The following is a 23996-nucleotide window of genomic DNA, read 5'->3' on the forward strand; positions in this document are numbered from 1 at the left end:
TCGTTGTTAGTAGGAAAGGCAGCTGCATAAGTGCAGCTGCCTTTTTCAATCCATCAGACAAAGTAGAAGGTGAATCCTGATACGGTAGACATAGTGATCACTGATAAAACAAAGGTCATGACCAGTTGTTTTTTGAATATGGATTTTAGCAGGACCACTTCAGGAAGACTGGCTCCCGCTGAACTGATCATCATCGCCATAACAGGTCCGAGTGCCATTCCTTTCATGATCAGAATCTGTGAAATGGGGATCATACTTGAAAGACGTATATATAAAGGAACCCCGACAATGGCAGCGATCGGTATGAGCCACCAATGGTCCCTCCCGAAGAAACCGGAGATCCATTCCGTCGGGACGAGCCCATGAATGACGGCACCGATGGCTGCACCGATGATGAGATAGGGATAGACACTTCTCATCAAGTCAACGGTTTCCTTCCAAGCTCCCTTCATGGAGAACTTCTTCTCTTCTTCATTGAACCCGGTCATCATGACGTTCTTGACATACTTTTCAAATCCGAATGCCTCGAGCAGGAAGCCGATGCTAATAGAGAAGATGGTCGTAATCACTGTATAAATAAAGGCTACTTTCCACCCGAGTACGACCCCCATAATCGTGAGGATCGTGGGATCTAAAACGGGTGAAGCGAATAAGAAGATCATCACGATTCCAAACGGCAGTTTCTTTTTCAACATGTTCACCACAACGGGTATCGTTGAACACGAGCAAAATGGAGTGACAAATGCAAAAACGATTGCAGCGGCGGCACCCCAAACCTTGTTTTTCCCTGAAATCATTTTCTCGATTTTTTCATAAGGGATGAATCCTTGCAGTAAACTGATGGCAAATGAAATGACCACAAACAAAACCGTTAATTCCAGTGCAATTTCCAGAAAGCTTTTAACAGTTTCCCCCCACATATTGATGATCCCCTTTCCTGATTAAACTGCCGGGCAGCAAGGGCTGCAGCATATTTGCTCTTCGATTTTCTTAGTGAAGAGGGATGATGCCGGTTTAGCGTGATACATGGCTACCCTTTCCTGCATGTCGCTTCTTTTTTCCTTTAAGATCATTTCTTCTTTATAGAAGTTAAACATTTGTATCTCCTCCATTAATCAAAATAAGTTGATTTATAAATCAAAAAAATTGATATAAACTTTAAAAATTTAACAGGATGGCCTGAACAGGCAGCATAATTCGGCTGAAAGCAGTTGGTTGATCTCTTCCTGGTTCAAGCTGTAATAACTCCAAGTTCCCTTAGTTTCTTTCTTAACAATGTTTGCATCTAAGAGAATTTTTAAATGATACGATAATTTGGACTGCTTCATATCCATAAGTGGAGCCAGGTCACATACACACATTTCGCCTTTCATCGTCAATATGTTCATGATCTGAAGCCTTTTTTGATCGGCAATGGCTTTGAACTTCTGTTCGTAAGTTTCAAAAATCTTTGTGTCCGATACGTCTTGTAATGGAATGTCGTTTGTCATAACTTAATCCCCGTTTCTCATCAAATTTTCTTGATGTAATCATCTTATATCCATAATTTTCATGTGTCAAGTGTTAAATCAAATAGTTTTGATATATCCTATGCAGCGGACTGTGTGTCGGTTCTTAAAATCAACTTTTTTTGATTTATTAGTTGCTATTTTAAAAAGTGGAACATATACTATGAGTATAAATCAAATAAAGTTGATGTATGATATTGATCAATTTTATTTGATTTAAAAAATGGAAGGGGATGGATTGAAATGAATTTCATTAAGATTTTACTAGGGGATAAGAAAAGCGATTCTCAAGATTGTTGTCAGATAGAGATAAAAGAAGTAGAAAATGAGTGTTGTTGTTCTTCTGAAGGAAACGAAGAAAGCAAGTGCTGTTAATCTTTGTACCGATAAAATAGAAGAGAGCTTTGCGATGAATGGAACCCCTTCGGCCAGTGAGCTGAAGGGGTTCTGTTATTTTATTAAACATGAATGAATCTCCCTTCTATGTTGTTTCAGGGTTTTAAGGAATTCTACTATAATCATCTATTATCCTTCAATGTGATTTTAATAGAAGTTGAATTGTATCGAAAACAAGCGTATATCAAAGTAAATAAAAGTAAAATAGGTTAGTCATCGTTTTAATGGACACTTCACAATTGATGGAATTCGTTATATAATGGCCCTTGTGTTTAACGGACCCGACTTTCATGAGAGTTGAAAGTCAATAAAAATTTTAAAAAAAGAGGTGCATAATGAATTTATCAACAATTAAATCTCAGTGGTTTGGAAACATCCGTGGGGATGTCCTGGCAGGTACGGTTGTAGCCATGGCTTTGATTCCGGAGGCCATTGCGTTCTCAATTATAGCGGGTGTCGATCCGATGGTCGGATTGTACGCTTCCTTCTGTATTGCCGTGGTCATTGCCTTTGTAGGGGGGCGCCCCGGGATGATATCCGCTGCGACCGGTGCAACGGCTCTGGTAATGGTAAACCTTGTGGCCGATCACGGGCTGCAGTATCTACTGGCCGCCACCATTCTGACGGGTGTCATTCAGATCATTATGGGTGTATGTAAGTTAGGTCGATTAATGAAGTTTGTTCCGCGTTCCGTCATGATCGGGTTTGTGAATGCCTTGGCTATTCTTATCTTTACGGCACAATTACCGCATTTTGTCGATGAATCATGGGTGATGTATGCGATGGTAGCCGGAGCGTTGGCGATCATTTATATTCTCCCACGCTTCACCAAAGCGGTTCCATCTCCTTTGGTTGCCATCATTGCCATCACAGTGGTCGCTGTTTTGATCAATAGTGATGTGCGGACCGTGGGTGACATGGGGCAACTGACTCAGTCGTTACCGATCTTCTTGATCCCTGATATTCCGTTTACCTTTGAAACACTACAGATTATCTTTCCCTATTCGCTTTCCATTGCGATTGTCGGATTGGTTGAATCCTTTTTGACCGCATCCATCGTGGATGATATGACGGATACAACAAGTGATAAGAACCAGGAAGCAAAAGGGCAGGGGATGGCGAATATCATTTCTGCTTTCTTTGGCGGGATGGCAGGCTGTGCCATGATCGGTCAGTCGGTCATCAACGTGAAGTCAGGCGGGAGAGGGCGTTTGTCTACATTGGTAGCAGGTGTATTCTTGATGATCCTGATCCTGTTGTTGAACGACTTCCTTGTCACCATTCCCATGGCGGCACTAGTCGGAGTGATGTTCATGGTTTCCATCGGGACATTCGATTGGGCATCTATTAAGAATCTTCATAAGACGCCATTATCAGATACGGTCGTGATGTTGGCGACGGTCATTACCGTGCTCCTCACCCATGATTTATCAAAAGGGGTACTGGTTGGAATCATCTTGAGTGCCATATTCTTTGCCTCCAAGATTTCGAAAGTGAAGATTACGACGCTATCCACCGATCAACCGCATAAAAAGGTTTATCGGGTATCAGGTCAGTTATTCTTTGCTTCCGTAACGGAGTTCGTTGAATCGTTTGATTTCACTGAACCGGTGAAAGAAGTGGCGCTAGACCTTAAGGATGCCCATCTTTGGGATGACTCTGCTGTAGGGGCCATCGATAAAGTGGTCATCAAATATCACCAGAACGGTGTGAAGGTCACCTTGATCGGATTGAACGAAGAAAGCAATAAACTTGTGAACAGGCTGGCTGTTCACAATCAGCCTGGCGGTCTTGATAAAGCCGTCGGACATTAATAGGAAAGCTCTTTGTCTGTGGCAGACAAAGAGCTTTTTTTGTGTGCCTTTGTTTCTCCATAAATGTCTCTAAAATATTTCCTTGAGTAGGTTGCCTGGTTTTGGAATAATTGGAGGAGAGATTAGAAATGAAAATCTTTACCAATTAAAAAAAGTTTCGAACAAGGAGAGGGAAAATTGAGCAGAGTAGGAGTGTACAAGATTGATATAACGCCTCCTTTAGGCATCGATTTTATCGGGTACCACAGACCTGAAGGAATTAGGAATATAGATGAACGTATTTTTTCCACAGCATTCGTGTTTGAAAACAACCATGATACATCAGTTTTTATCAGCGTAGATAACATTGGACTGCTGATTGAGGATACGTCAGTGATTCGTGAACGGATTGCCGCTGAATTGAACGTGTCCTATGAGAAAATAACGGTCGTCTACACTCATACCCATTCGGGACCCGCGACGGTCAGTAGCAGGGAATTAGTGAAAGCCTATAAAACCATTCTGATTGAAAATACGGTGAAGGCCGCTGTAATGGCACATGAACGTCTGCAACCTTCTGAAGTGGGCTGGAATGTCACTCTTGCAGATATCGGAGTGAATCGAAGAGAAGAAACAGCGGGCGGAAGAGTGAAGATGGGGACCAATGAGAATGGGGTGGTGGATAAGCGAATCGGGATTATGGCTATTCGACATCAACAGGATCGCACACTTTCAGGGGCCATCGTATTCTGTACGGCCCATCCCAATGTCCTGAAATCGGATAGTGATAGCCTGTCCGGGGACTATCCTGGAGAGTCGAGAAAGATCCTTGAACAGACACTGGGCTGCCCCGTCATCATCGTTCAAGGTGTCGCAGGGAATGTGAATGCCAGATACCGTGGCTCACGGGAAGCGTTGGAAAAGATGGCATATGCTTTGAGTGGCAGTGTTTTGACGATGATTCCTTCCATTGAGTATAAGAAGATTTCTAAATTAAACACACAGTCGACTATCATGCCGATGACATTAATCGAAATCCCGAAACCAGAGGGGATCGAAAGAATGGCCACCAACGCCGAGGAACAATGGGGAGTCAATACAAGCAAATGGCTTACCCATATGTTAGGGAAATACAAACAGGATGACAGACACATCTCGATTGACTTGGAAATCCAATCATTCCGGGTTAACGAAGGTTCTTTTTCGGGTATCCCCATGGAGCCTTTTTCAGAGTCTGCCCTTGAGGTCCATGAGAAATTGAATGATCCCCTTGCCTTCTTTGGAGGCTATACCAATGGCTATTTGGGTTATTTACCTACAAAGGAAGCATATCCATATGGGGGATACGAAGTGGAACTGAATCCAGTGGTGTACGGCCCGATTACAAATCTTTGGATGCCACCGGCAGAAGACACATCCCAAAAAGTAGTTCATAGAGTACTCGAAATGCACAGAGAATGTGAAAAAAGGTAGACGTTCGGAGACAAACCTACTTGATCATAAAGGAAAACCACCAACCAATCGAGAAATACCTACATAAGAGATTACCCAAGCTTATAACAAGGGAATGATAAAGATGAATCTACAATACGAAGTAATTCCTGAAGAAAAGGCTGAATGCTGCCGGGAGCTTTGCAATGAACTGATGCTCTTTCAGAAGTCGAAAGCATCCATTGCACCGGAACGGTTTGACAGCATGAATTTTGACACACGGATGCTGCACTCGATCAGGAGTGCCTTGCACAATTATCTTGTGATCGTGAAGGATCACGATCAACAGGACGAAATCATCGCCTATGTGTATACGAACATATCGTCGAAGGAAGCGTATTCGAATGATTTTGCCACGCTTTTCGACCTATCATCTGTACAAAAAGAAAACGTTGGCTGCCTATCGCAATTTTATATTAAAGAGGGGTATCGGCAATTCGGCATGGGATCGAAACTATTCACCATGTCGATGGAATGGTTGAAAACGTTTGAGGACATCGAGGACTATTTTGTCTTTACTTCAAATGGAAACCATGAGGCACTGGCATTCTACAAGCGAAAAGGGTTTTCGGTTTCTCATGATATATTGGACGGGTTTATCACGGTTTTACGAAGCAAAAGGAAGTAGTGAAGGAGGAAATGGAAATGGAAATGGACGTCTTTTCAACTTATTTAGCCGCGATCGATCATCCCGAGCATCGTACGCGGATGGAAGAAATCCTGACCTGGGTGCAGGAAACATTCCCACAACTGGAACCCGCCATCAAGTGGAATACCCCGATGTTTACGGATCATGGTACCTTTATCATCGGGATCTCGACTGCAAAGCATCATGTGAGCATTGCTCCTGAAGAGGTCACGATGACTCACTTTGCCGATCGCATAAAAGAAGCCGGTTACAGTTCGACGAAAGGGTTGTTTCGCATTCCGTGGAAAGATCCTGTCGATTACAGACTGCTTGAGGATATCATCGGCTATAATATTCAGGGAAAAGCTGAATTTACGGGCTTTTGGCGAAAATAGAAGAAAGGAGTGGTGCATGTGATCAAGCCTAATCGCAAGGTCGATGGTTTTATAAAAAAAGCGAAGCAGTGGCAGGAAGAATATGAGCGCCTGAGAAGTATCCTCCTTTCCTTTGAGGAGTTGGAGGAAGAAATCAAGTGGATGCATCCATGTTACACATTAGATGGGAAGAACATCGTGCTCATGCATGGATTTAAAGACTACTGTGCCCTCCTGTTTCATAAAGGGGCGCTCTTCAAGGATCCTCAAGGGATTCTGATCCAACAGACGGAAAATGTGCAGGCAGCCCGGCAGATCCGGTTCACTAGTGCAGAAGAAATCATTGAAATGAAGTCGATCCTGGAAGCGTATATACAGGAAGCGATAGAAGTTGAAAAAGCAGGATTACAAGTGGAATTGAAAAAGACGGAAGAATATTCCGTGCCAGATGAACTTCAACAGAAATTCGAAGACATGCCGGAGCTGAAAATAGCATTCGAAAAGCTGACTCCGGGTCGTCAAAGAGCCTATATCCTTTTTATTTCAAAAGCGAAACAAGCGAAAACCCGGGAGTCGAGGGTGGAGAAGTACGTACAGCATATTCTGGACGGTAAGGGCATGAATGATGAATAAAGGAGAGGGATGAAGCATATAAAAGCTTCATCCCTTTTTCATATTTCCGTAAAAGGGGCTCGCGGTTTCCGCTGCCAGCTTCGACTGAAGTTGAGAGACGGTGAGGAAACGATAGCCCTCTTTTTCAAGAGTCGTAAGCAAGGTCGGTAACGCATCGGCCGTAGTGGAATGAACATCATGGAGGAGGATGATGGCCCCGGGAGCGATTTCCTTCTCCACGACACGATTGATGGCGGCTGCATTCTTGTTTTTCCAATCAAGTGAGTCGACGGACCAGAGGACGAGTGAAGTCCCATTATCATCGGCGACCGTTTCTACGTCTCGATTGATCGCACCATAAGGAGGCCGTAGAATGACGGGGATTTCCTTCGTCGCACCAATGATTTTCTGACGGGATGCCAAGACTTCCTGAACCATTTGCTCTCTGCCGATTTTCGTTAAATCCGTATGATGATCCGTATGATTGCCGATTTCATGTCCGGCTTCTGCCACGCTCTTCGCAACGGCCGGGTATTTCTCCGCTTGACTGCCTAACATGAAAAAGGTTGCCTGGACGTGATGTTCTTTCAATACGTTTAAAATCCGTGGTGTCACGTGAGGATCGGGACCGTCATCAAAGGTGAGGGCTACATATTTCTCTCCCACTCCGAACGACGCCTCTACCACTTCCAGGCTGTCGGCTGTCTTATCATCCAGATAGGGAAGGATGGCATGGATGGGGACTTCCACCCTGGTGGGACCGGCTTCCTCGATATCATTGAAATAGAGGGTAAGTGCTTTCTCATTTAAAATCCAATTCCACGATGCGGGATCCTTTAAAGCTTCCTGCAGTTTCACATTGGGATGAGCTTGAAGACGAGTCCGGATCGTTTGGATCATTTCATCATTCGTCGTCATGATGTCCGGCAGCTTGACGAACTTCTTTTCTGACACATCGAGGGTAAAGGTCTTTACATGCTCTTTTCCCCGTACATCATTGACGAGCTGATACGAGTGAAACATGATGCTATATGTATCATGTGTCGATTTCCTGCTGTCGGCCTGGATGATGAGGTGGGCACGGTACCCTTCTCCAAGCTCTTTCTTGTTCTCCTGGACCCTTGTTAAGAAGTCTTCCTTTTCTTTCTTGATCCAGCCTTTGAGAGGCTTATTGATTTGTGGATCCTCTATAACCGGAGTTTTGATGGACATCGTGTACATATCTGTATTCGTCGATTCCGTCTTGAAGTCAATGCCCAGTGGAGATGATCCTTCCGATTCAGGGTCGAACCGGATCGCATCGACGAGCTGAGCCATCCCATAAACGAAAGAAAATCCTAGTATGATCAGCACAACCCACCCCGGCCAGCGTATCCGACTGAATGGTATCTTTTTCAGCATATGTCATCCTCTTTTCTGGTAAAAAGGTATTTGGAATAAAAATGACAATTCCAATTATTTCAAATTAATCGGGACAATTCAATGCTTATTTTTTATTTTTTAGAATAAATGGGAAATGGTGGTTTTTGTGAAACTTAACGGATATCACAATCGTCTATTAAAGAAGAAGAGCGGTTTTAAGGAGGGATTCGATGAAAAAATGGTGGATACTATGGGCACTCTCGATACCCATTTTTCTTCTCTCATATGTCAACTCGATCTTCCTTACAAGCAAGATCGCCTATATGTCACAATCGGAATGTAAACAGAAGTTCATTTTTACCCCTCAGGATGTTGACTATTGCAGTGATATCTATCCGATAGATATATTCCTCATTTCCCTTAAGACCAATGAGGTTACGTATCTTTGGTTATTGAGCGGATTTTATTTTGTTGGGTTTATTGTATTTTTAATCGTTCGGAAAATAAGGAGCAAAGGGAACTGAACAAAATTGGCAACGTGGATGGTACATTTCAGAATTGTAGGGAATCTGCTGAAGAGAGGTTTTCGGGCCTCTGAAAAAGGGTTTGTCGTAGTCACTACACTTTCATCATGGCGGTCAGTGTGGTGTTACTAAGCTACTATTATTGGTTCCACATAAAGCTATAGAAATGAGATCAATAGAAAGTGAGTGCCTGAGAAGATGAACATCATCCTGAATGATATCTATCAATTTATTTTGTATATTGTCGTATTCATATTAATCTTTTATGTGAGTGAAAAAACAGCCAGGAAGAAATGGAAGATTGTGAGGCGGCGTGAAGCGCAGGAGATCAATTCCTTTCACAAATGGGGGAACCGAATTCTGTGGATCATTTTCTTTGTCATCTGGGTATTTTTCTCTTCATGGCTAAAAAGTCTTCTGATCATTATGGTCATTGGGTTATTTGACGCCTATATGCAGTGGAAATCGGGGGAGAAAGAATACATCATTACCTTACTCGGACTGGTTATATTCATTGTATTTATTACGTTTGGGTATTCGTTCCATATTCTTTCTGAATAACAAGAGGGAGGGATCATCTGTCACAGATGATCCCTCCCTTTCATGCTAGCTAGAACGGGATGTGAGTGTCTCCTCGGGTGCCTGTTCTATCTTCTTGATGAAGAAGGACAGGACTAAACTCACGGCGCCGATGATCATGATGGCAAAGTAGGTATCGCTGATGCCCTGTATCGATGCTTCCATAACCATATGGGCTTGTGATTGATCGGTGCCTCCCGTCATGATGTCCTGGAGATGGTCTTTCGTCCTGCTCGTCATGATTGTGACGAGGAGGGACGTCCCGATGGCACCGGCTACCTGCCTTGCCGTATTGGAAATGGCGGTCCCGTGTGAATGGAGACTTGATGGCAATTGGTTCAACCCAGCCGTCTGCAGCGGCATCAGGAAGAGGGCCATCCCGATTCGGCGGCCGGCATACATCAGGATCAGATGCATGTAACTTGTTGAATCCGTTAAATCCGTGAATGTGTACGTCGTGACAAGTATGATGGTGATTCCAATCACTGAAAGCCATTTTGCCCCGAAACGGTCGAATAATCTTCCAACGGCAGGACTCAACAGCCCCATCAGTAATGCACCTGGGAGCATCAGGAATCCTGCTTCTAACGCCGTGAATCCCCTGGCATTTTGGAGATACAACGGAAGCAGGATCATATCTGCATACATGACCATCGTAATCACGCAATTGATGAGAGTAGTCAACGTGAACATATTGTACCGGAACGCTCTAAGGTCAAGAAATGGTCGTTCCGTGACCAGCTGTCTCCATGAAAATAGCCCGACGGCTACAATCCCGACAAACAGTGTGGCAATGACCTCGATACTGCCCCAGCCTTCACTGCCTGCTTCACTGAACCCATAAAGTAAGGCTCCGAATCCAATCGTGGAAAGGATCAAGCTGATCATATCCATCTTGCTTTCAATCGTTTCCGACACATTTTTGAGAAAAATGAATCCGCACAAGATGATGATCAGTATGAACGGAATCATTCCATAAAATAACGTCTGCCAAGGGAACACATCAAGGACATAGCCTGTCAGTGTAGGTCCGATCGCCGGAGCGAAAATGATCGCCAGGCCGACGGTTCCCATGGCGGTTCCCCTTTTTTCCGGAGGATAGAGTTTCAGCACCACATTCATCAAGAGCGGCATTATAATACCGGTGGACGCAGCCTGGATCAGCCGTCCCGTCAGCAAAATAGGGAAATTGGGTGCGAGGGCCGAGACAACCGTACCCACCAGAAAGATCAGCATGGCACTCAGGAATAACTGCCTCGTCGTATAGCGTTGCATTAAAAAGCCGGTGACGGGAATCAGGACCCCGTTCACGAGCATATATCCCGTCGTCAGCCATTGCCCGGTGGCCGCATCAATGCTGAACACGTCCATGATGGTGGGAAGGGCGACGGTCATGGTCGTTTGATTAAATATCGTAAAGAAGGCGCCCAGAATCATGATGGTCATGACGGGTCCTTTTTTTATAGAGCTAGTAACGGTGCTCAATCCTTTCCACTTCCTTTCATGGGCTTAATTTACATTGTGTAGTATACTAAACAAAACATAAATTAAATTATAGAAGCTATCCGGGAAGCTTTCAATGAACAGTACGGTTCGTTGTGTTGATTAGTTTACACTCTGAAATTCTTTGTTGATTAATCGTGGGAAACTCAACAGAATCGCCTAAATCGTCAATTAGTATCGAGGAAAGGAGAGATGATATGAGTAACAAGAAGAAACAGACCGATCCGAGGATCCTGCGAACACGCCAGTTGCTGAAGGACGCCTTTGTTCAATTGCTACAGGAAATGGATCTTGAGAAATTAACCGTCAATCGGCTCACAGAAGCGGCCACCATCAATCGGGTAACGTTTTACCTGCATTATCAGGATATTTCGGATATGCTGGATAAGATGGCCGATGAGATGATCCTTGAAATCTCGAGCGTGTTGGGAGAACCGGAAACGGACCAGAAACTGGATCATGAAGAAAATATCAGAATGCTGAAGAGGTTCCTTGAACATATCTCCCTGAATGGGAAGTTTTATAAAACGGTTCTTGCGACGAGAAGAATCCCCATTTTTAAAGAGAGAATCCTGACCTTTTTCACCAACTGGCTTGTAACCAGGATCGAAAGCCGGGGAGAGGCGTCCTTCGTGCAAAAAGCCGGCATCCAGCAGGAAATCTTCATATGGTACGATGCAGCGGCGATCATCGGGATAATAGAATCATGGCTGCGAAATGATATGCCCTATACCCCCGCTTTTTTGGCAAGGCAATTTTACTTGATCCATACTAGAGGATTCGATCACCAATAAAGATGAAAGGAATGAACCACATGACGAAAGAAGAACTGGAATACAAAGTAAACGAAGTGAAATTGGACTATATCCGTATTCAGGGGGACCTTGAAAAGCTCGAGTCCTTCGGCAGAAACACGGATATCCAGCAAAGGAAACTAGACGAACTCGAGACTGAGCTTTCAGATTTACGTAAACAGTTGGAAGCAATCGATGTTGGATGAATAATGAGGTACAAAGGAAAATAAGTATATAGAAAGACAAAGGGTACAAGTCTCATCTTGTACTAGCTCTTTGATTGGAGCTGATTTCTATGTATCGAAACCGGGACAGACAGGTCAATATCGTCATTATGGTGCTCTTATGCATCCTGATCTTTCATATCATCCGCATCCTCCTCCATGTTAGAGTCTATTTCGTATACAGCATGGGGATGGGATATCTTTTATTTCTGGGAATGATCATTTTTCTGATACTATTCCTGCTCCTTAAAAGATGAAGCAACGGGCACTTTTCTTTGAATGGAAAAGTGCCTCTTTTTTGTTTTAGAAAATCAATTATAGGAAAATTATGTTAAAATATAGGGGGTGCTCAGTACATCAAAATGGAGGTTCACTATGAAAAAAAGGAATCGATTGGCATTACTCATATCCGTCATCGTATTGGTCGGGTTTCCGATTTTGTTTCTCTTCGTCTCTTTGTATACGGGGGATTGGCGATATCTCATGTGGAGTCTTCCGCCGTCATTTTTTGCGGGATTTACGGGGTTGATCTTTACCATTCATACGATTAAAAAAGAAAAGAGTCTAATGGAATAAAATTAGATGCCAATTATTGAAGACAGCGAGGGACGGAATGTACATTTCTAAAATAAATCATGAACATCTTACAAATGAGCAAATGACACGTCTATTATTCTCTTCAATTCAAGACGATCAAATGAACGGTGATTGTATCTTTGTTGCAGGAAGCAGCAAGGCAGTGAAGTACCGATTGCCGATAGCAGTGGAGCTTTATAAACAGGGAAGGGCCGGTAAAGATGTCGATATTCATATAAACACAGGAGAGAATACATGAAAAAAGAAAAAATGTATCCAAGATTCTGGCTGTTTGCCATATACTTCACAGGCTTTTGGATTTTATATGGTTGCTTTATCCTGTTCCAAGATATAGTCATCGAAGATCATTTCGATAGTCAGCCGCTCTATCTGATCGGGGGCATGGCCGTTATGTTAGCACGGTCCGTACAAGGATATAAAAGGGCAAAGAGGAATGAGGAAGAAATAGGACAAAAATAAAAGGTTGTAATGAAAGTCTTTAAATCTCTTCTCATCAGCGAAATCAAGGAAGAAGCCTTTCTTCAAAGGAAGGAGATTGACTTTTTGAACACGGAAAAGGAGAAGTGATGTCTTGTTAAGGATGGTAGGTACTGTTTGCTCTTTGGCGAGTTTCGTCCTAGCGACCTATTTACTGGTGATGCAGGAATATCAATGGATTGAACTTTTGATGTTGATGGGTGGTCTATCCATTGGAATCATGGGGATTGAAGAAATTCAGAGGAATCATAAGGGGATGGGATGGTTATTACTCTTAACCGGTTTACTTTGCCTGTACTCTTCGATTCAAGGGTTTTTATTTTTTCATTAATAGGACGGACCCACCTTCGTCATTCTCATACTTTATCACCTCATTTTACATTCCCTTGACCATACCCTTCTTCACCCAATTGATAACTCAATTACCATCATTTATTGAATAATTCCTTTCCAATGTGGTATACATACGTTAAAAGGTGGTGCGGGAATGTCGATTAAAAAGAATACTGCAGCCCTACTTCTTGGCAGTGCGTTATTTTTATCAGCCTGTAGCGGAGACGGGACTGCATCCGATCAGGACGAAAGCAATCAGATGCAGGACGAAAATCAAGCGGAAACTTCAACGGATATGAATGAAGAAAGCAATGCAAATGACAATACCGGTGAAGATGTGAACTCCGATACTAGTGGGAATAATGAAGATGCTGGGGACAGTAGTGGTGAAACAAATAGTGATACGAGCAGTGAAAATGAAGATATCCAAAAGCAGCAGTATGAATCAGCCGAGGACGCGGCTGCGGCCATCAATGGGTATGAGAAGGTCGATCAGACGAACATCGATCTGGGTCATGGGATCAAAGGGCTCCAAGAAGGCGCAGCCGGTCATGAGTATCTTTACTGGAATGAAGGCGACTGGCTGATCAAAGTCGACTTTCCGACGGATCCTCAATATAAAATTGATGGATATGACGGAGCTGAGGACATGGCAAAGAAAGTCGTAGATTATCTCGAAAAGAACTACTTGCCCGCACCAGACGAAAAGGGCGTCATCACTATCAACGGATTCAAGGAACATCCGGAAACCGTCGTGAAGTGGCAAAAAGGAAAGACCGTTTATACGATTACTTCGAAAGAGAAAGAACCATTCGACGCCCTCGAAACGGCCGTAGAATCATCATGAAAAGGTGCCCGGGATCCCGGGCACCTTTCTTGTTCAGCGATTCATTTCCTGAAGCTTTTTCACATTATCCGAGTGAAAAGGAGATCCTTCCACCTCGCTCACCACGCTGAATGGATTCCCGTCCGGATCAAAGAAGTCAAAAAAACGCATCCCGCCGAAGTCATCGATTTCAGTTGTCACCACACCTTTGCCGTTCAATTCCTTATGAATCGCATCGACATCCTGAACGACAAAATTGAAATAGCTATTCTTCTGCTTTCCTTTAATGACAAACTCCGTTGGCTGAGGGGTTTCCACTTCGATCAATCCAAATTGTGTCGATCCACTTGGTAAGAAAAAGCCGGCTCCGCCCTCCCACGAGTCGATTTTCTTCACTCCTAAATGCTCCTCATACCAGGCAGATGATTTCTTGATATTCGTCACAGGGACAAATACACTTCCAATTTTAAACATAGTATCCTCTCCTTATAAATGAAATTCCTATGTATAACGAATATAATGAAGAAAAAGTTACAAAAAAATGTGAGGTGGCTGAAATGATTATTGATGACCTGGAACAAACGGTCAACAAGCTGTATCGTTATTGCTTGAAACTATCAGGTTCATCTTGGCAGGCGGAAGATCTTACACAGGAAACGATGCTGAAAATCTATCAGTTAAAAAAGCAGGATCCGGGTCGGGAGTTCACTTTCTCTTTTCTATACAAAGTGGCCAAAAACCTTTTCATCGATGAAAAAAGAAAAAAGAAGGAGTTTCTTTCTCATCATGAAGACATTCGGAAAGTAAGCGATCCTACCGAATTCGACGCTTTGATTGAGATCCTTCTTGCAGCACTCCCCCTGCAACAGGCAATGCTCATCACCCTGAAAGATGTATTTAACTATAAGACAAAAGAAATCGCGGCCATGCTCAAGGTCAGTGACGAGTCCATCAAGACAGCTCTTCATCGTTCCAGAAAAAAACTGAATGACGCTCCGGAAGATCTGCCTGTTCCTGCATTCTCCAATCCCCAATTGATCCAGGGACTCTCAATCGCCATCAAGCAGTCGGACCCTTCCCGGATTTTTCAATACTATCGCCTGTTGGAAACGCACCATTTTAAGGCGAAAAGATCTCAAGGAGGTTCAGTCTTTCATATCATCGACCCTGAGGGGAATATTCTGGAGGTTGCCTCCACTCTTACCACTGCTTCATCAACCCTCTAATGGATCCATGACCTTATACGTGTGACTTGATATCGTAACGTAAATGAATATTTACATAGGCTTAAAATTACCCTGATTGTATTCATACTGACTTAACCATTCCATGTTTTACTAGAGTAGTAGCAAATACATCGGGAGGTTTTAATGATGAAAAAAAGACTATCAATCGGATTATCGATGGCGTTACTCGCATCTTCATCCTTAACAGCAATGGCTTTCGACCATGAGGGTCACGGTAAAAAGAAAGATTCACACAAGAAAATTGAGAGTGTTGAATTCTCTTCTATGAAAGCTCCTGACAATATTAAAAACATGGTAAAAACGTATACAACAGCAACAATCAAAGTGACGTATAAAGATGGAACAGTAAAAGAATTACCCCTTAACTATGATCAACTCTACCTATCAAAGGATAAAATCGTCTCCAATAAGGGTGAAATGATTCCTGCAGGAACGCCAATCGATGTGAACGGTGATCCGATCATGGACAAAAGTGTTCCAGCGAATCCTTCCTACTTTATTTCAGATGCACCGGATTCGAACAGCCTTCTGACGAAGGGGAACAAGTCATTCATGGTTTCCCACTTTGAATACGATTCCCAAAATAATGCCGGTGACGAGATTTCAGGTCTGCCAGCGTCCATGACCTTATCTGAACTTGACCATGATAAAAAGACGGGCGAGCTTTCAGTGAAAGAAGCCCATAAGATTGATTTCTCAAGTGTAGATGGATTATGGAACCCATGTAACGGATCCACAACGGATTGGGGCACACACCTTGGTTCTGAGGAATATGAGCCGGATGCCAGAGAATTTGAAAACAAAGATTCCGATGCGTATAAAGAAGTCAGCAACTTTGCCAACTATTACTTCCATGATGAATCCAAAGCAAATCCTTACAATTACGGATGGATCCCGGAAATCTCCGTTTCACATGACGGAAAGTCTTCTGTCGTCAAGCATTACAGCACTGGGCGATTCTCTCATGAAATGATGCAAGTCCTTCCGGATAACAAAACGGCGATTTTCGGTGACGACGGTGGCAACACGATGATGTTCATGTATGTAGCGGATAAAGCAAAAGATTTCTCAGCAGGAACTCTATATGCGGCTAAGTTCAACCAAACCGGTACAGAAAAAGGCGGATCTGGAGATTTAAATTGGATCAAGCTTGGACACGGGACGGACAAAGAAATCAAAGATATGATCGACGGTGGAGTGACATTCAGCGATATTTTTGAAACAACGGAAGAGCCAACAGAAGGATTTACAGCTGTTAAGACGAACTCCCATGATTCCGTCGAATATCTAAAAGTGAAACCAGGCATGGAAAAAGCGGCAGCATTCTTAGAACCACGACGTTACGGAGCCATCCTTGGAGCGACTTCTGAATTCAACAAAATGGAGGGACTTGCCGTCAACGCGGAAGATCATAAAGCGTATATGGCCATCTCTTATCAAGAAGGAAGCATGGAAAAGCAGGATGGAGTCGTTCAGGACGACATTCAACTTCAGAAGATTGAATCGGGTGTCACATATGAATTGAATCTTCAAGAAGGTCAAACAGATCATGACGATGAGGAGATTGACAGTGACTATGTTCCAGCAAGCATGAACGGATTTGTTTTAGGAGAGGACCTCTCTTCTCCGGATGAACTAGGAAACACGGCAAACCCGGATTTAGTAGCAAACCCTGACAACCTGAGCTTCTCTGAAGATCTGAATACCCTCTACATCGGAGAAGACAGCGACATGCACACGAACAACTTTGTGTGGGCCTATGATGTAAAAACGAAGAAGCTTTCCAGGATCCTTTCCGTACCGGTCGGAGCAGAAGCTACGGGGTTAAGGGCAGTGGATTCAATGAAAGATTCACACTATGTCTTAAGCAATTATCAGCATCCAGGCGCAGACCTTGATGAAAAAGAAATCACAGCAGTCGATAAAAACGAATTGGAACAAGCGATGAAAGATACGCTAGGCATCATGGAAACGGGCGGAGTCGGCTACATTTCCGGAATCCCTGGTATGGATACGAAAAGTGAACATCACCATAAAGGGCATCACGATCATAAAGAGAAAGACCGTAAAGATCACAATTCAGAAAAATAAACTAAGATGAATACAGGTCAGTCACCGACACGTTAAAGCATGAGCGTGAAGGGGGCAGACCTCTTTTTTATGAAAGTATCATTGAGTTATTTGTCTTAATTTGAAATAATTGGTATATGAGTGATTTATAAGGAGGGGGAAAATGCGCACCGATCGATTTTTTTTGGAGTGGGCGCTTGAAGAAGCCGAAAAAGCATTAAATGATCAGACGTATCCACGAGGGGAAGGTTTATGAAGAATGTAACCACATCATTATTTTCTCACTATCAACAACACCAACTAAAACACCGTCCCTTCATTGTCGGGATAGATGGATTGGGTGGATCGGGGAAGACGACCCTTGCCCTAAATGTGAAACAGGAATTTATGCTCGCAAAGTATGACGCGGTTATTCTGCATATGGACGACTACATTGTGGAAAAGAGTAAGCGGTATGGAACAGGGAACGAGGAATGGTATGAATATTACTCGCTTCAGTGGAATATAGAACAGCTTCGTAAAGAGCTTTTTCAAAGGTTATATAGAGGCAGTGACTCTATCACATTACCATTCTATGAATCCAGTGCGGACTCAGTCGTATCGAAACCCATCCAGCTTGAAGGGGTGAAGGTGGTCCTGATTGAAGGCGTCTTCCTGCAGCGGAAAGAGTGGCGCAATTTCTTTGACTATGTGATTTTTTTGGACTGTCCCCAGGAACTCAGAACCAAAAGAGTCATCGGGCGGGACACCTACCTCGGTGATGAGCAGGCAAGGGTCGAAAAGTATAAGAGAAGATACTGGCTGGCAGAGGATTATTATCTTCTTCACGAAAATCCGGCCGGACAAGCAGACTATATTGAAAGATTCTGAAAATGTCATAAATTGTTGAAATATTCTCTATCTTCATCTGTTTTTTTGTTAAAATAGAACTATATATAAACAGAAGGCGAATGGTGCCCAGATGAGTATAGTGAAAGATTTTCTGCTGCAGCTCACCCTAATGATCATACCTATATTCAGTTATTTCACTTTTATTCTTGAAAAAGTAAAGAATGACCGCGCAATCAAGATGTTCGTGACCCTGTTATGGGGAGCGTCCATCCTGTTATGTATGTCTTTCCCCGTAGAGTATGGGGGAGGAAATCGCCTCGATTTGCGATTTATTCCGCTCCTTTTCGGGACATTATATCTCGGGATATGGCCGGGGTTATTTCTGTCGGTCCTGATTATCTTGTATCGCATGACTTCAGGAATCACCATGGGCCTTTATACGACAATCCTTGTTCTGGTCATCACCCTGCCTGTCATTTTGTACGTTCAACGAATGTTTATCCGGGTGAAAAAGGATCGAAGAGTGATGATTGCAACTGGATTATCCTGCCTGTATTGCCTCTGTGGCATGACGGTGTTCAGTCTTATGAATGGGATCTCACTCCCCGTTTTGAAAGCCCAAGGTATCCATCTTCTTCTTACCGTCTCCGTTACCTGTTTCTGCACGGTATTAATTGAGAAGATCCGTGAGACCCATCAGCTGAGACTTGAGGTCCAGGATGCGGAGAAATTCAGGATGATCAGTGAGCTGACCAGTGTGTTTGCCCATGAAATCCGCAATCCCATGCAGGTGACCCGGGGTTTTCTTCAGCTCCTTGATGAGCCGGACTTGGCTCATCATAAGAAGGAATATATCAAGGTGTCCATTGAAGAATTGGACCGGGCCAATGAAATCATCAACGACTTCCTGGCGTTCGGCAAGCCCTCCATGAATACATACGGGACCATCAATGTCGGTGAACAGTTAAAGCGAGTCACCACGCTCATTCAAACATTCAGCATAAACCAGCAGGTGGAGTTCAAATCTGATATAGCGGATGACTGCTGGATTAAAGCAAATCCTCAAAAGCTGAACCAGTCACTGATCAATATTCTGAAAAATGCCGTTGAATCCATGCCCGATGGTGGAACCGTCTGGATCGCCTGTCACTCAACCGATGACGGACACATCAGAATCACCATCAAAGACCAGGGAATCGGCATGAACCCGAAACAAGTCGACCGCCTCGGCTCACCCTATTATTCTCTCAAAGAAAAGGGTACCGGGCTTGGGATGATGGTCAGCTATCAAATCATCCGTTCCTTCAAAGGGAGCATCAGTGTGGAAAGCGAAGAAGGGGTCGGTACCGAGTTTGTCATTGAATTTCCGCGTGTTGAAACGTAAAAAAACGGCTTAGACCCTTATCGGTCAAAGCCGTTTTTTCTACTGCTCCCACATAAAGAAAATTTGACACGGCCGCTCGATTCCATGCAAAACCGGCATGATTATATCCAACCCCGCACGAATATCCTCAGTCTCGCATGAAAAATCCAGAACCCGCACGATTTTTTAAAATCCCGCATGATTAGCAGGCAAGGAATGTCTTTACCGAAGAAAGGATTGAGTTTATATGAATATTTTGGAATAATTGGTATGTAACTGACTAATGTTCTTCACAACCGAATTTTTCGGAATATTCACCTAATGGAGGGCGCGCAACATGAACAATCCTGCACAAAAAAGAATCCGGGACTTCGGAGTGAAAATCGGTAAGTTAGAAACCGGTCCCAACAATTCAATTACTGATGTTGAAGGCGTAACGGTCGGTCATGTCACCCTTAGTGAAAATGATAGTCAAACGGGCGTAACGGCGATCCTACCTCACCAGGGAAACCTATTCAAAGAGAAACTCATCGCCTCCACCCATGTCATCAACGGGTTTGGCAAAACGATGGGCACGATTCAAATCAATGAACTAGGAACCTTGGAAACCCCCATTCTATTAACGAACACATTCGGCATCGGTACAACCGCCGATGCCCTGATCGATTACATGCTTGAACAGAATCCGGAAATCGGCAGAACGACAGGGACCGTCAATCCTGTTGTGTGTGAATGCAATGACATGTTTTTAAACGATATCAGGGCCCGGTTCATCACAAAGGACCATGTCCGGCAGGCGCTGGAAAACACCTCTTCATTCGTTGAAGAGGGGACGGTCGGAGCCGGTACCGGCATGCTCTGTTACTCCTTGAAAGGCGGAATCGGAACGGCTTCACGGATCATGAAGATGGAGCACGGGACCTACACAATGGGTGTCCTCGTCTTGACGAACTTCGGGATACTAAGCGACCTGACCATAAACGGAAGGGCCGTCGGAGAAGAACTAAAGGAAAAAATCCTCCAATCCCGCGAGGAAGAGGACAAAGGCTCAATCATCATCATTGCAGGGACGGACCTCCCCGTATCCGAAAGGCAGCTCAACCGGATCATCAAGCGGACAATCACAGGATTATCCCGTACAGGGTCCATCATCACAACCGGGAGCGGCGAAGTGGTAATCGGCTTCTCGACGGCAACGAAAATACCCCATGACCAAACGACCCAATGCATGTCCGTCCCCATGATACATGAAGAAGAGATCGATCTTGCATTCCGGGCGATCGGGGAAGCGACAGAAGAGGCGGTATTGAATTCATTGATCACGGCAACGCACGTAGTGGGCAGGGATGGGAATGAAAGACCGGCATTAAAAGATTTACTGGAGAAATACACTATACAGCTATAACCACCTGGGAGGAATTATGGAATCAACATTGGTCATCATACGAGGAAATTCCGGCAGCGGAAAAACAACGACCGCCAAACGTCTTCAACAACATCTTGGACGGGGGACGCTTCTCGTTTCCCAAGATGTCGTCCGCCGAGACATGTTGATGGTGCAGGACCGGGACGGCAACCTGTCCATGGACCTGATCAGGCAAATCACAGAATACGGCAGAGGGAAATGTGAGTACGTCATTGTAGAAGGAATCTTTTCTGAACAACGCTACGGGGCTATGCTCAGGCAGTTAATCCAATTTTATAACGAAAAAGCCCATACATACTACTACGATTTATCGTTTCAAGAAACCATCCGCCGGCATAACTCGCGTTCAAAAAGGACAGAATTCGGGGAGGATTCTTTACGTGACTGGTGGAATGCGGAGGACTATCTCCGTGTGGATAGAGAAGTTCAATTGACGGATGAAATGACGCAGGATGAGATAGTGGAAATGATTTTAAAACAAATATGAAAAAAGGAAGTGCAACATGTTAAACGTTAAACCATTAGAAGACAGAGACTATGAATTAATCAAAGAAGCAGAAAGAGTCATAGAAACGAATTATCGGTACGGTCGGCATCACATCGGTTCAGCCGTCAGAGCAACTTCTGGCAAGGTCTATGCAGCTGTCCACGTCGAAGCAAACGTCGGCAGGATCACCGTATGCGGCGAAGCGATGGCTCTCGGGAAATCCATCTCTGAAGGGGACCACGAATTTGAAACAATTGTCGCAGTAGCACACCCCCATCCACACGAAGACATCGAGAAATGCTGGGTCGTCGCACCTTGTGGGATGTGTCGGGAGTTAATAAGCGATTATGGAAAACATACCGATGTCATCCTTTCATATGGGGGAGAATTGGTGAAGTGTAATGTAATGGAATTGTTGCCGGAGAAGTATTCGAGTGATGTGGAATAATTCTATAAAGAAATTCACGGGTTTCGACAAACAACTCATAAAGTGTTTCAAAAGAGAACTGGCGCTTCATGAAAAGTAAAATCTAGCAATTTACTAGCAAATAATCAAAAAGGGGACACTCCAATGAAACTCATCTTACTATTCGGACCCCAGGCAGTCGGTAAAATGACGGTGGGACAAGAACTGGAAAAAAGAACAGAACTGAAACTCTTTCATAACCATATGACCATCGAATTGCTTCAGCCTTTCTTCGGATTCACGGAGGAAATGTGGAGAATATGTCACATGATGAGAGTGGAAATCTTCGAAGCTTTCTCGAAAACGGATCAGTACGGGATGGTTTTCACCTTTATGTGGGCGTTCAACGAGGAAGAAGACTGGAAATGGGTCGAGAAAGTCACAGATATTTTCGAATCCAACGGTGCAGAAGTCTATTTCGTCGAGCTGGAAAGCGATCTGGAAGTACGATTGAAACGGAACATCACACCGAACCGACTGCAGAATAAACCGTCGAAGCGAAATATCGAAGACTCCGAGAAGCGGTTGCTTGCTTCCCTCGATACCCATCGTCTGAATTCAGTCGAAGGGGAAATAGAAAGAGAGAAGTATATCAAGATCAACAACACAGATATGAGTCCCGAACAAGTTGCCGAGAAGATAATAGAAGAGTTTCAGCTCGAGCGAAAGTGAGGGACGGACCTCAAATTGAATGGAAAAATAGGAGGATGTATGAAAACCAATATCTTTCATTCCCCACCAACGTTAGAAAACGAGAAAATCAAACTGATTCCCTTGGAGGTCCATCATTCCGCTGCTATCCTCGAAGCAAATGATCCGGAGATTTGGCGTTTTATGTTTAACGAAATTACAACCCTCGAGCAAATGGAACAATGGGTAACAGCCGCCATCCGGCTACGGGATCAACAAACGGCCTTACCTTTTGCGGTCGTGTTAAAAGAACAAAATAGAATCATAGGGTCTACCAGATTGTTCGAAATCAACCTTTCACAAAAATCGTGTGAACTCGGTTCTACGTGGTACAGCAAAGATCATCAAAGGTCCTTCGTAAACTCCAATTGTAAATATTTGATCCTTCGCTATTGTTTTGAAAGTTTAGGGATGTTGCGGGTTCAGCTTAAGACAGATGAACGAAACAACCGTTCCCAAAAGGCGATTGAACGGTTGGGTGCCGTGAAAGAAGGAGTCCTGAGAAAAGAAAGGATCCTGTCAGGTGGCTATGTCAGAAATGCCGTTCTGTATTCGATCATTGATGAGGAGTGGCCATCGGTAAAGGCAGGGTTTGCTTTGAGGGATTCGAAGTATTGAACTGAATCGGCTTTTCAAAGGTATTTTGTATTAGATATTGAAATAAAGTGAGGTAACCCAAATGAACAATACCCAAACAGAACTCAAAGTCGTAATCGGCGCAGGAGAATATCATAATAATCCCGGCTGGTTGCATACACAGGAAGAAGACCTGAACTTACTGGACGAAACGACGTGGCAAGACATGTTTGAAGAAAGCTCGATATCCGCTATATTGGCGGAGCATGTTTGGGAACACCTTACATATGAAGAAGGGGTACAGGCAGCAAAGATTTGTATGAAGTATCTTAAGCCGTCTGGATACATTCGTTGTGCTGTACCTGATGGGTATTTTCCAGATGAAGACTATCAAAAGGGCGTACAGATAGGAGGTCCCGGCCCGGAAGATCATCCTGCTGCCAGTCATAAGATTGTTTATGACTATAAATTGTTATCAGAATTATTTGAAACGGCCGGATTCGAAGTGAGACTTCTTGAATCCTTTGACGAAAAAGGCCATTTTCATCAACATGATTGGGATGGATCTGACGGTGTCATTTTCCGTTCTAAGAAATTCGATCCAAGAAATCAGGGGGAACGTGTAGCTTTTCCTTCTCTCATCCTTGACGCCATTAAGTATTGAAATCACCTTTCTTATGTGATAACGTATATGAAAATAAGAGGTGGATAAATATGACTTTCATCAACAAGCAACGCTCATTCACACAATTCCGTCATCATATCGAGTAACCTTGCTATCCGATTTTTAACAATCGTACATAGGAAGGTTATTTCTCA

The 23996-nt window shown here is 43.7% G+C and carries 32 protein-coding genes; 26 read left to right on the forward strand and 6 right to left on the reverse strand.

The window, feature by feature from the left end; translation table 11 throughout:
* Positions 1 to 53 precede the first annotated feature (53 nt).
* The 3 genes from AC0VXY_RS05190 to AC0VXY_RS05200 form a co-directional block, all read right to left on the reverse strand.
* Positions 54 to 920, reverse strand: a complete 867-nt coding sequence (locus AC0VXY_RS05190) for a permease (protein WP_475527170.1) — start codon at positions 918 to 920, stop codon at positions 54 to 56.
* A 21-nt stretch (positions 921 to 941) separates the two neighbouring features.
* Positions 942 to 1097, reverse strand: coding sequence for a hypothetical protein (locus AC0VXY_RS05195; protein ID WP_435992720.1), 156 nt, complete (start codon positions 1095 to 1097; stop codon positions 942 to 944).
* Between the two features lie 69 nt (positions 1098 to 1166).
* Positions 1167 to 1490: an ArsR/SmtB family transcription factor gene (locus AC0VXY_RS05200; RefSeq protein WP_435992718.1), complete on the reverse strand. Its 324-nt coding sequence runs from the start codon at positions 1488 to 1490 to the stop codon at positions 1167 to 1169.
* A 343-nt stretch (positions 1491 to 1833) separates the two neighbouring features.
* Between AC0VXY_RS05200 and AC0VXY_RS05205 the strand changes: the two genes are divergently transcribed.
* The 6 genes from AC0VXY_RS05205 (at position 1834) to AC0VXY_RS05230 (ending at position 6823) form a co-directional block, all read left to right on the forward strand.
* Entirely contained in the window at positions 1834 to 1980 is a 147-nt protein-coding gene (locus AC0VXY_RS05205; RefSeq protein ID WP_435992716.1) for a hypothetical protein, read from the forward strand.
* Positions 1981 to 2239: 259 nt separating this feature from the next.
* Positions 2240 to 3718 (forward strand): SulP family inorganic anion transporter, encoded by a 1479-nt coding sequence (locus tag AC0VXY_RS05210; RefSeq protein ID WP_475527171.1) that lies wholly within the window; start codon positions 2240 to 2242, stop codon positions 3716 to 3718.
* Between the two features lie 177 nt (positions 3719 to 3895).
* Positions 3896 to 5170, forward strand: a complete 1275-nt coding sequence (locus AC0VXY_RS05215) for a neutral/alkaline non-lysosomal ceramidase N-terminal domain-containing protein (RefSeq protein WP_475527172.1) — start codon at positions 3896 to 3898, stop codon at positions 5168 to 5170.
* A gap of 103 nt (positions 5171 to 5273) precedes the next feature.
* Positions 5274 to 5816: a GNAT family N-acetyltransferase gene (locus AC0VXY_RS05220; protein ID WP_475527173.1), complete on the forward strand. Its 543-nt coding sequence runs from the start codon at positions 5274 to 5276 to the stop codon at positions 5814 to 5816.
* 23 nt (positions 5817 to 5839) lie between these two features.
* Complete coding sequence (locus AC0VXY_RS05225; RefSeq protein ID WP_475527810.1) at positions 5840 to 6211, forward strand: iron chaperone; 372 nt, start codon at positions 5840 to 5842, stop codon at positions 6209 to 6211.
* A gap of 18 nt (positions 6212 to 6229) precedes the next feature.
* Positions 6230 to 6823 carry a YdeI/OmpD-associated family protein gene (locus AC0VXY_RS05230; RefSeq protein ID WP_475527174.1) on the forward strand — a complete coding sequence of 198 codons (594 nt, stop codon included), beginning with the start codon at positions 6230 to 6232 and terminating at the stop codon, positions 6821 to 6823.
* A gap of 27 nt (positions 6824 to 6850) precedes the next feature.
* On the opposite strand, the gene AC0VXY_RS05235 is transcribed toward AC0VXY_RS05230, so the two are convergent.
* A complete protein-coding gene (locus AC0VXY_RS05235) occupies positions 6851 to 8203 on the reverse strand; it encodes a polysaccharide deacetylase family protein (protein WP_475527175.1) in 1353 nt (450 codons plus the stop codon).
* 191 nt (positions 8204 to 8394) lie between these two features.
* Here AC0VXY_RS05235 and AC0VXY_RS05240 point away from each other — a divergent pair, with 191 nt between their 5' ends.
* Together AC0VXY_RS05240 and AC0VXY_RS05245 are read left to right on the forward strand one after the other, a co-directional pair.
* Positions 8395 to 8688: a hypothetical protein gene (locus AC0VXY_RS05240; RefSeq protein WP_475527176.1), complete on the forward strand. Its 294-nt coding sequence runs from the start codon at positions 8395 to 8397 to the stop codon at positions 8686 to 8688.
* A gap of 198 nt (positions 8689 to 8886) precedes the next feature.
* Positions 8887 to 9249 (forward strand): DUF4181 domain-containing protein, encoded by a 363-nt coding sequence (locus AC0VXY_RS05245; protein ID WP_475527177.1) that lies wholly within the window; start codon positions 8887 to 8889, stop codon positions 9247 to 9249.
* 45 nt (positions 9250 to 9294) lie between these two features.
* Here the strand turns inward: AC0VXY_RS05245 and AC0VXY_RS05250 are convergent, their stop codons facing one another.
* Entirely contained in the window at positions 9295 to 10713 is a 1419-nt protein-coding gene (locus AC0VXY_RS05250; protein ID WP_475527811.1) for a DHA2 family efflux MFS transporter permease subunit, read from the reverse strand.
* A gap of 254 nt (positions 10714 to 10967) precedes the next feature.
* Here AC0VXY_RS05250 and AC0VXY_RS05255 point away from each other — a divergent pair, with 254 nt between their 5' ends.
* From AC0VXY_RS05255 to AC0VXY_RS05290, 8 genes are all read left to right on the forward strand, one after another.
* Complete coding sequence (locus tag AC0VXY_RS05255; RefSeq protein ID WP_475527178.1) at positions 10968 to 11564, forward strand: TetR/AcrR family transcriptional regulator; 597 nt, start codon at positions 10968 to 10970, stop codon at positions 11562 to 11564.
* 20 nt (positions 11565 to 11584) lie between these two features.
* On the forward strand, positions 11585 to 11770 hold the full coding sequence (locus AC0VXY_RS05260) for an SE1832 family protein (RefSeq protein ID WP_475527179.1): 186 nt from the start codon (positions 11585 to 11587) through the stop codon (positions 11768 to 11770).
* Positions 11771 to 11859: 89 nt separating this feature from the next.
* Positions 11860 to 12045 (forward strand): hypothetical protein, encoded by a 186-nt coding sequence (locus tag AC0VXY_RS05265; protein ID WP_475527180.1) that lies wholly within the window; start codon positions 11860 to 11862, stop codon positions 12043 to 12045.
* A 118-nt stretch (positions 12046 to 12163) separates the two neighbouring features.
* Positions 12164 to 12364: a hypothetical protein gene (locus AC0VXY_RS05270; RefSeq protein WP_475527181.1), complete on the forward strand. Its 201-nt coding sequence runs from the start codon at positions 12164 to 12166 to the stop codon at positions 12362 to 12364.
* A gap of 16 nt (positions 12365 to 12380) precedes the next feature.
* A complete protein-coding gene (locus AC0VXY_RS05275) occupies positions 12381 to 12623 on the forward strand; it encodes a hypothetical protein (protein ID WP_475527182.1) in 243 nt (80 codons plus the stop codon).
* Positions 12620 to 12844, forward strand: coding sequence for a hypothetical protein (locus AC0VXY_RS05280; RefSeq protein ID WP_475527183.1), 225 nt, complete (start codon positions 12620 to 12622; stop codon positions 12842 to 12844). The genes AC0VXY_RS05275 and AC0VXY_RS05280 overlap by 4 nt, the downstream gene beginning before the upstream one ends.
* Positions 12845 to 12965: 121 nt before the next feature.
* Complete coding sequence (locus AC0VXY_RS05285) at positions 12966 to 13193, forward strand: DUF3953 domain-containing protein (RefSeq protein ID WP_475527812.1); 228 nt, start codon at positions 12966 to 12968, stop codon at positions 13191 to 13193.
* Positions 13194 to 13349: 156 nt separating this feature from the next.
* On the forward strand, positions 13350 to 14042 hold the full coding sequence (locus tag AC0VXY_RS05290; protein ID WP_475527184.1) for a hypothetical protein: 693 nt from the start codon (positions 13350 to 13352) through the stop codon (positions 14040 to 14042).
* Between the two features lie 33 nt (positions 14043 to 14075).
* On the opposite strand, the gene AC0VXY_RS05295 is transcribed toward AC0VXY_RS05290, so the two are convergent.
* Complete coding sequence (locus AC0VXY_RS05295) at positions 14076 to 14495, reverse strand: VOC family protein (RefSeq protein WP_475527185.1); 420 nt, start codon at positions 14493 to 14495, stop codon at positions 14076 to 14078.
* Positions 14496 to 14578: 83 nt separating this feature from the next.
* Between AC0VXY_RS05295 and AC0VXY_RS05300 the strand changes: the two genes are divergently transcribed.
* The 10 genes from AC0VXY_RS05300 to AC0VXY_RS05345 all read left to right on the forward strand — a co-directional run bounded on the left by AC0VXY_RS05300 (position 14579) and on the right by AC0VXY_RS05345 (position 23841).
* Positions 14579 to 15247 (forward strand): RNA polymerase sigma factor, encoded by a 669-nt coding sequence (locus AC0VXY_RS05300; protein WP_475527186.1) that lies wholly within the window; start codon positions 14579 to 14581, stop codon positions 15245 to 15247.
* A gap of 147 nt (positions 15248 to 15394) precedes the next feature.
* Positions 15395 to 17359, forward strand: coding sequence for a PhoX family protein (locus AC0VXY_RS05305; protein ID WP_475527813.1), 1965 nt, complete (start codon positions 15395 to 15397; stop codon positions 17357 to 17359).
* 231 nt (positions 17360 to 17590) lie between these two features.
* Positions 17591 to 18208 (forward strand): kinase, encoded by a 618-nt coding sequence (locus AC0VXY_RS05310; RefSeq protein WP_475527187.1) that lies wholly within the window; start codon positions 17591 to 17593, stop codon positions 18206 to 18208.
* Positions 18209 to 18338: 130 nt separating this feature from the next.
* Positions 18339 to 19553, forward strand: a complete 1215-nt coding sequence (locus AC0VXY_RS05315) for an ATP-binding protein (protein WP_475527188.1) — start codon at positions 18339 to 18341, stop codon at positions 19551 to 19553.
* A gap of 316 nt (positions 19554 to 19869) precedes the next feature.
* Entirely contained in the window at positions 19870 to 20937 is a 1068-nt protein-coding gene (locus AC0VXY_RS05320; protein ID WP_475527189.1) for a DmpA family aminopeptidase, read from the forward strand.
* Positions 20938 to 20953: 16 nt separating this feature from the next.
* The gene (locus AC0VXY_RS05325) at positions 20954 to 21445 is read left to right on the forward strand and encodes a kinase (RefSeq protein WP_475527190.1); all 492 of its coding nucleotides are present in this window, start codon (positions 20954 to 20956) and stop codon (positions 21443 to 21445) included.
* A 16-nt stretch (positions 21446 to 21461) separates the two neighbouring features.
* Positions 21462 to 21893, forward strand: a complete 432-nt coding sequence (locus AC0VXY_RS05330; RefSeq protein ID WP_475527191.1) for a cytidine deaminase — start codon at positions 21462 to 21464, stop codon at positions 21891 to 21893.
* 123 nt (positions 21894 to 22016) lie between these two features.
* Complete coding sequence (locus AC0VXY_RS05335) at positions 22017 to 22583, forward strand: AAA family ATPase (RefSeq protein WP_475527192.1); 567 nt, start codon at positions 22017 to 22019, stop codon at positions 22581 to 22583.
* A 39-nt stretch (positions 22584 to 22622) separates the two neighbouring features.
* Entirely contained in the window at positions 22623 to 23219 is a 597-nt protein-coding gene (locus AC0VXY_RS05340; RefSeq protein WP_475527193.1) for a GNAT family N-acetyltransferase, read from the forward strand.
* Positions 23220 to 23280: 61 nt separating this feature from the next.
* Positions 23281 to 23841 carry a class I SAM-dependent methyltransferase gene (locus AC0VXY_RS05345; RefSeq protein WP_475527194.1) on the forward strand — a complete coding sequence of 187 codons (561 nt, stop codon included), beginning with the start codon at positions 23281 to 23283 and terminating at the stop codon, positions 23839 to 23841.
* The last annotated feature ends 155 nt before the right edge of the window (positions 23842 to 23996 follow it).

The sequence above is a fragment of the Rossellomorea sp. QJM3NY_18 genome, from assembly GCF_056173145.1.

Bases quoted from the DNA above. Each gene is read 5' to 3' on its own strand.
- AC0VXY_RS05190 (WP_475527170.1), bottom strand. From the start codon at position 920: ATGTGGGGGGAAACTGTTAAAAGCTTTCTGGAAATTGCACTGGAATTA.
- AC0VXY_RS05195 (WP_435992720.1), bottom strand. From the start codon at position 1,097: ATGTTTAACTTCTATAAAGAAGAAATGATCTTAAAGGAAAAAAGAAGC.
- AC0VXY_RS05200 (WP_435992718.1), bottom strand. From the start codon at position 1,490: ATGACAAACGACATTCCATTACAAGACGTATCGGACACAAAGATTTTT.
- AC0VXY_RS05205 (WP_435992716.1), top strand. From the start codon at position 1,834: ATGAGTGTTGTTGTTCTTCTGAAGGAAACGAAGAAAGCAAGTGCTGTT.
- AC0VXY_RS05210 (WP_475527171.1), top strand. From the start codon at position 2,240: ATGAATTTATCAACAATTAAATCTCAGTGGTTTGGAAACATCCGTGGG.
- AC0VXY_RS05220 (WP_475527173.1), top strand. From the start codon at position 5,274: ATGAATCTACAATACGAAGTAATTCCTGAAGAAAAGGCTGAATGCTGC.
- AC0VXY_RS05225 (WP_475527810.1), top strand. From the start codon at position 5,840: ATGGACGTCTTTTCAACTTATTTAGCCGCGATCGATCATCCCGAGCAT.
- AC0VXY_RS05235 (WP_475527175.1), bottom strand. From the start codon at position 8,203: ATGCTGAAAAAGATACCATTCAGTCGGATACGCTGGCCGGGGTGGGTT.
- AC0VXY_RS05240 (WP_475527176.1), top strand. From the start codon at position 8,395: ATGAAAAAATGGTGGATACTATGGGCACTCTCGATACCCATTTTTCTT.
- AC0VXY_RS05245 (WP_475527177.1), top strand. From the start codon at position 8,887: ATGAACATCATCCTGAATGATATCTATCAATTTATTTTGTATATTGTC.
- AC0VXY_RS05250 (WP_475527811.1), bottom strand. From the start codon at position 10,713: ATGACCATCATGATTCTGGGCGCCTTCTTTACGATATTTAATCAAACG.
- AC0VXY_RS05255 (WP_475527178.1), top strand. From the start codon at position 10,968: ATGAGTAACAAGAAGAAACAGACCGATCCGAGGATCCTGCGAACACGC.
- AC0VXY_RS05260 (WP_475527179.1), top strand. From the start codon at position 11,585: ATGACGAAAGAAGAACTGGAATACAAAGTAAACGAAGTGAAATTGGAC.
- AC0VXY_RS05265 (WP_475527180.1), top strand. From the start codon at position 11,860: ATGTATCGAAACCGGGACAGACAGGTCAATATCGTCATTATGGTGCTC.
- AC0VXY_RS05270 (WP_475527181.1), top strand. From the start codon at position 12,164: ATGAAAAAAAGGAATCGATTGGCATTACTCATATCCGTCATCGTATTG.
- AC0VXY_RS05280 (WP_475527183.1), top strand. From the start codon at position 12,620: ATGAAAAAAGAAAAAATGTATCCAAGATTCTGGCTGTTTGCCATATAC.
- AC0VXY_RS05285 (WP_475527812.1), top strand. From the start codon at position 12,966: ATGGTAGGTACTGTTTGCTCTTTGGCGAGTTTCGTCCTAGCGACCTAT.
- AC0VXY_RS05290 (WP_475527184.1), top strand. From the start codon at position 13,350: ATGTCGATTAAAAAGAATACTGCAGCCCTACTTCTTGGCAGTGCGTTA.
- AC0VXY_RS05295 (WP_475527185.1), bottom strand. From the start codon at position 14,495: ATGTTTAAAATTGGAAGTGTATTTGTCCCTGTGACGAATATCAAGAAA.
- AC0VXY_RS05300 (WP_475527186.1), top strand. From the start codon at position 14,579: ATGATTATTGATGACCTGGAACAAACGGTCAACAAGCTGTATCGTTAT.
- AC0VXY_RS05305 (WP_475527813.1), top strand. From the start codon at position 15,395: ATGAAAAAAAGACTATCAATCGGATTATCGATGGCGTTACTCGCATCT.
- AC0VXY_RS05310 (WP_475527187.1), top strand. From the start codon at position 17,591: ATGAAGAATGTAACCACATCATTATTTTCTCACTATCAACAACACCAA.
- AC0VXY_RS05315 (WP_475527188.1), top strand. From the start codon at position 18,339: ATGATCATACCTATATTCAGTTATTTCACTTTTATTCTTGAAAAAGTA.
- AC0VXY_RS05320 (WP_475527189.1), top strand. From the start codon at position 19,870: ATGAACAATCCTGCACAAAAAAGAATCCGGGACTTCGGAGTGAAAATC.
- AC0VXY_RS05325 (WP_475527190.1), top strand. From the start codon at position 20,954: ATGGAATCAACATTGGTCATCATACGAGGAAATTCCGGCAGCGGAAAA.
- AC0VXY_RS05330 (WP_475527191.1), top strand. From the start codon at position 21,462: ATGTTAAACGTTAAACCATTAGAAGACAGAGACTATGAATTAATCAAA.
- AC0VXY_RS05335 (WP_475527192.1), top strand. From the start codon at position 22,017: ATGAAACTCATCTTACTATTCGGACCCCAGGCAGTCGGTAAAATGACG.
- AC0VXY_RS05340 (WP_475527193.1), top strand. From the start codon at position 22,623: ATGAAAACCAATATCTTTCATTCCCCACCAACGTTAGAAAACGAGAAA.
- AC0VXY_RS05345 (WP_475527194.1), top strand. From the start codon at position 23,281: ATGAACAATACCCAAACAGAACTCAAAGTCGTAATCGGCGCAGGAGAA.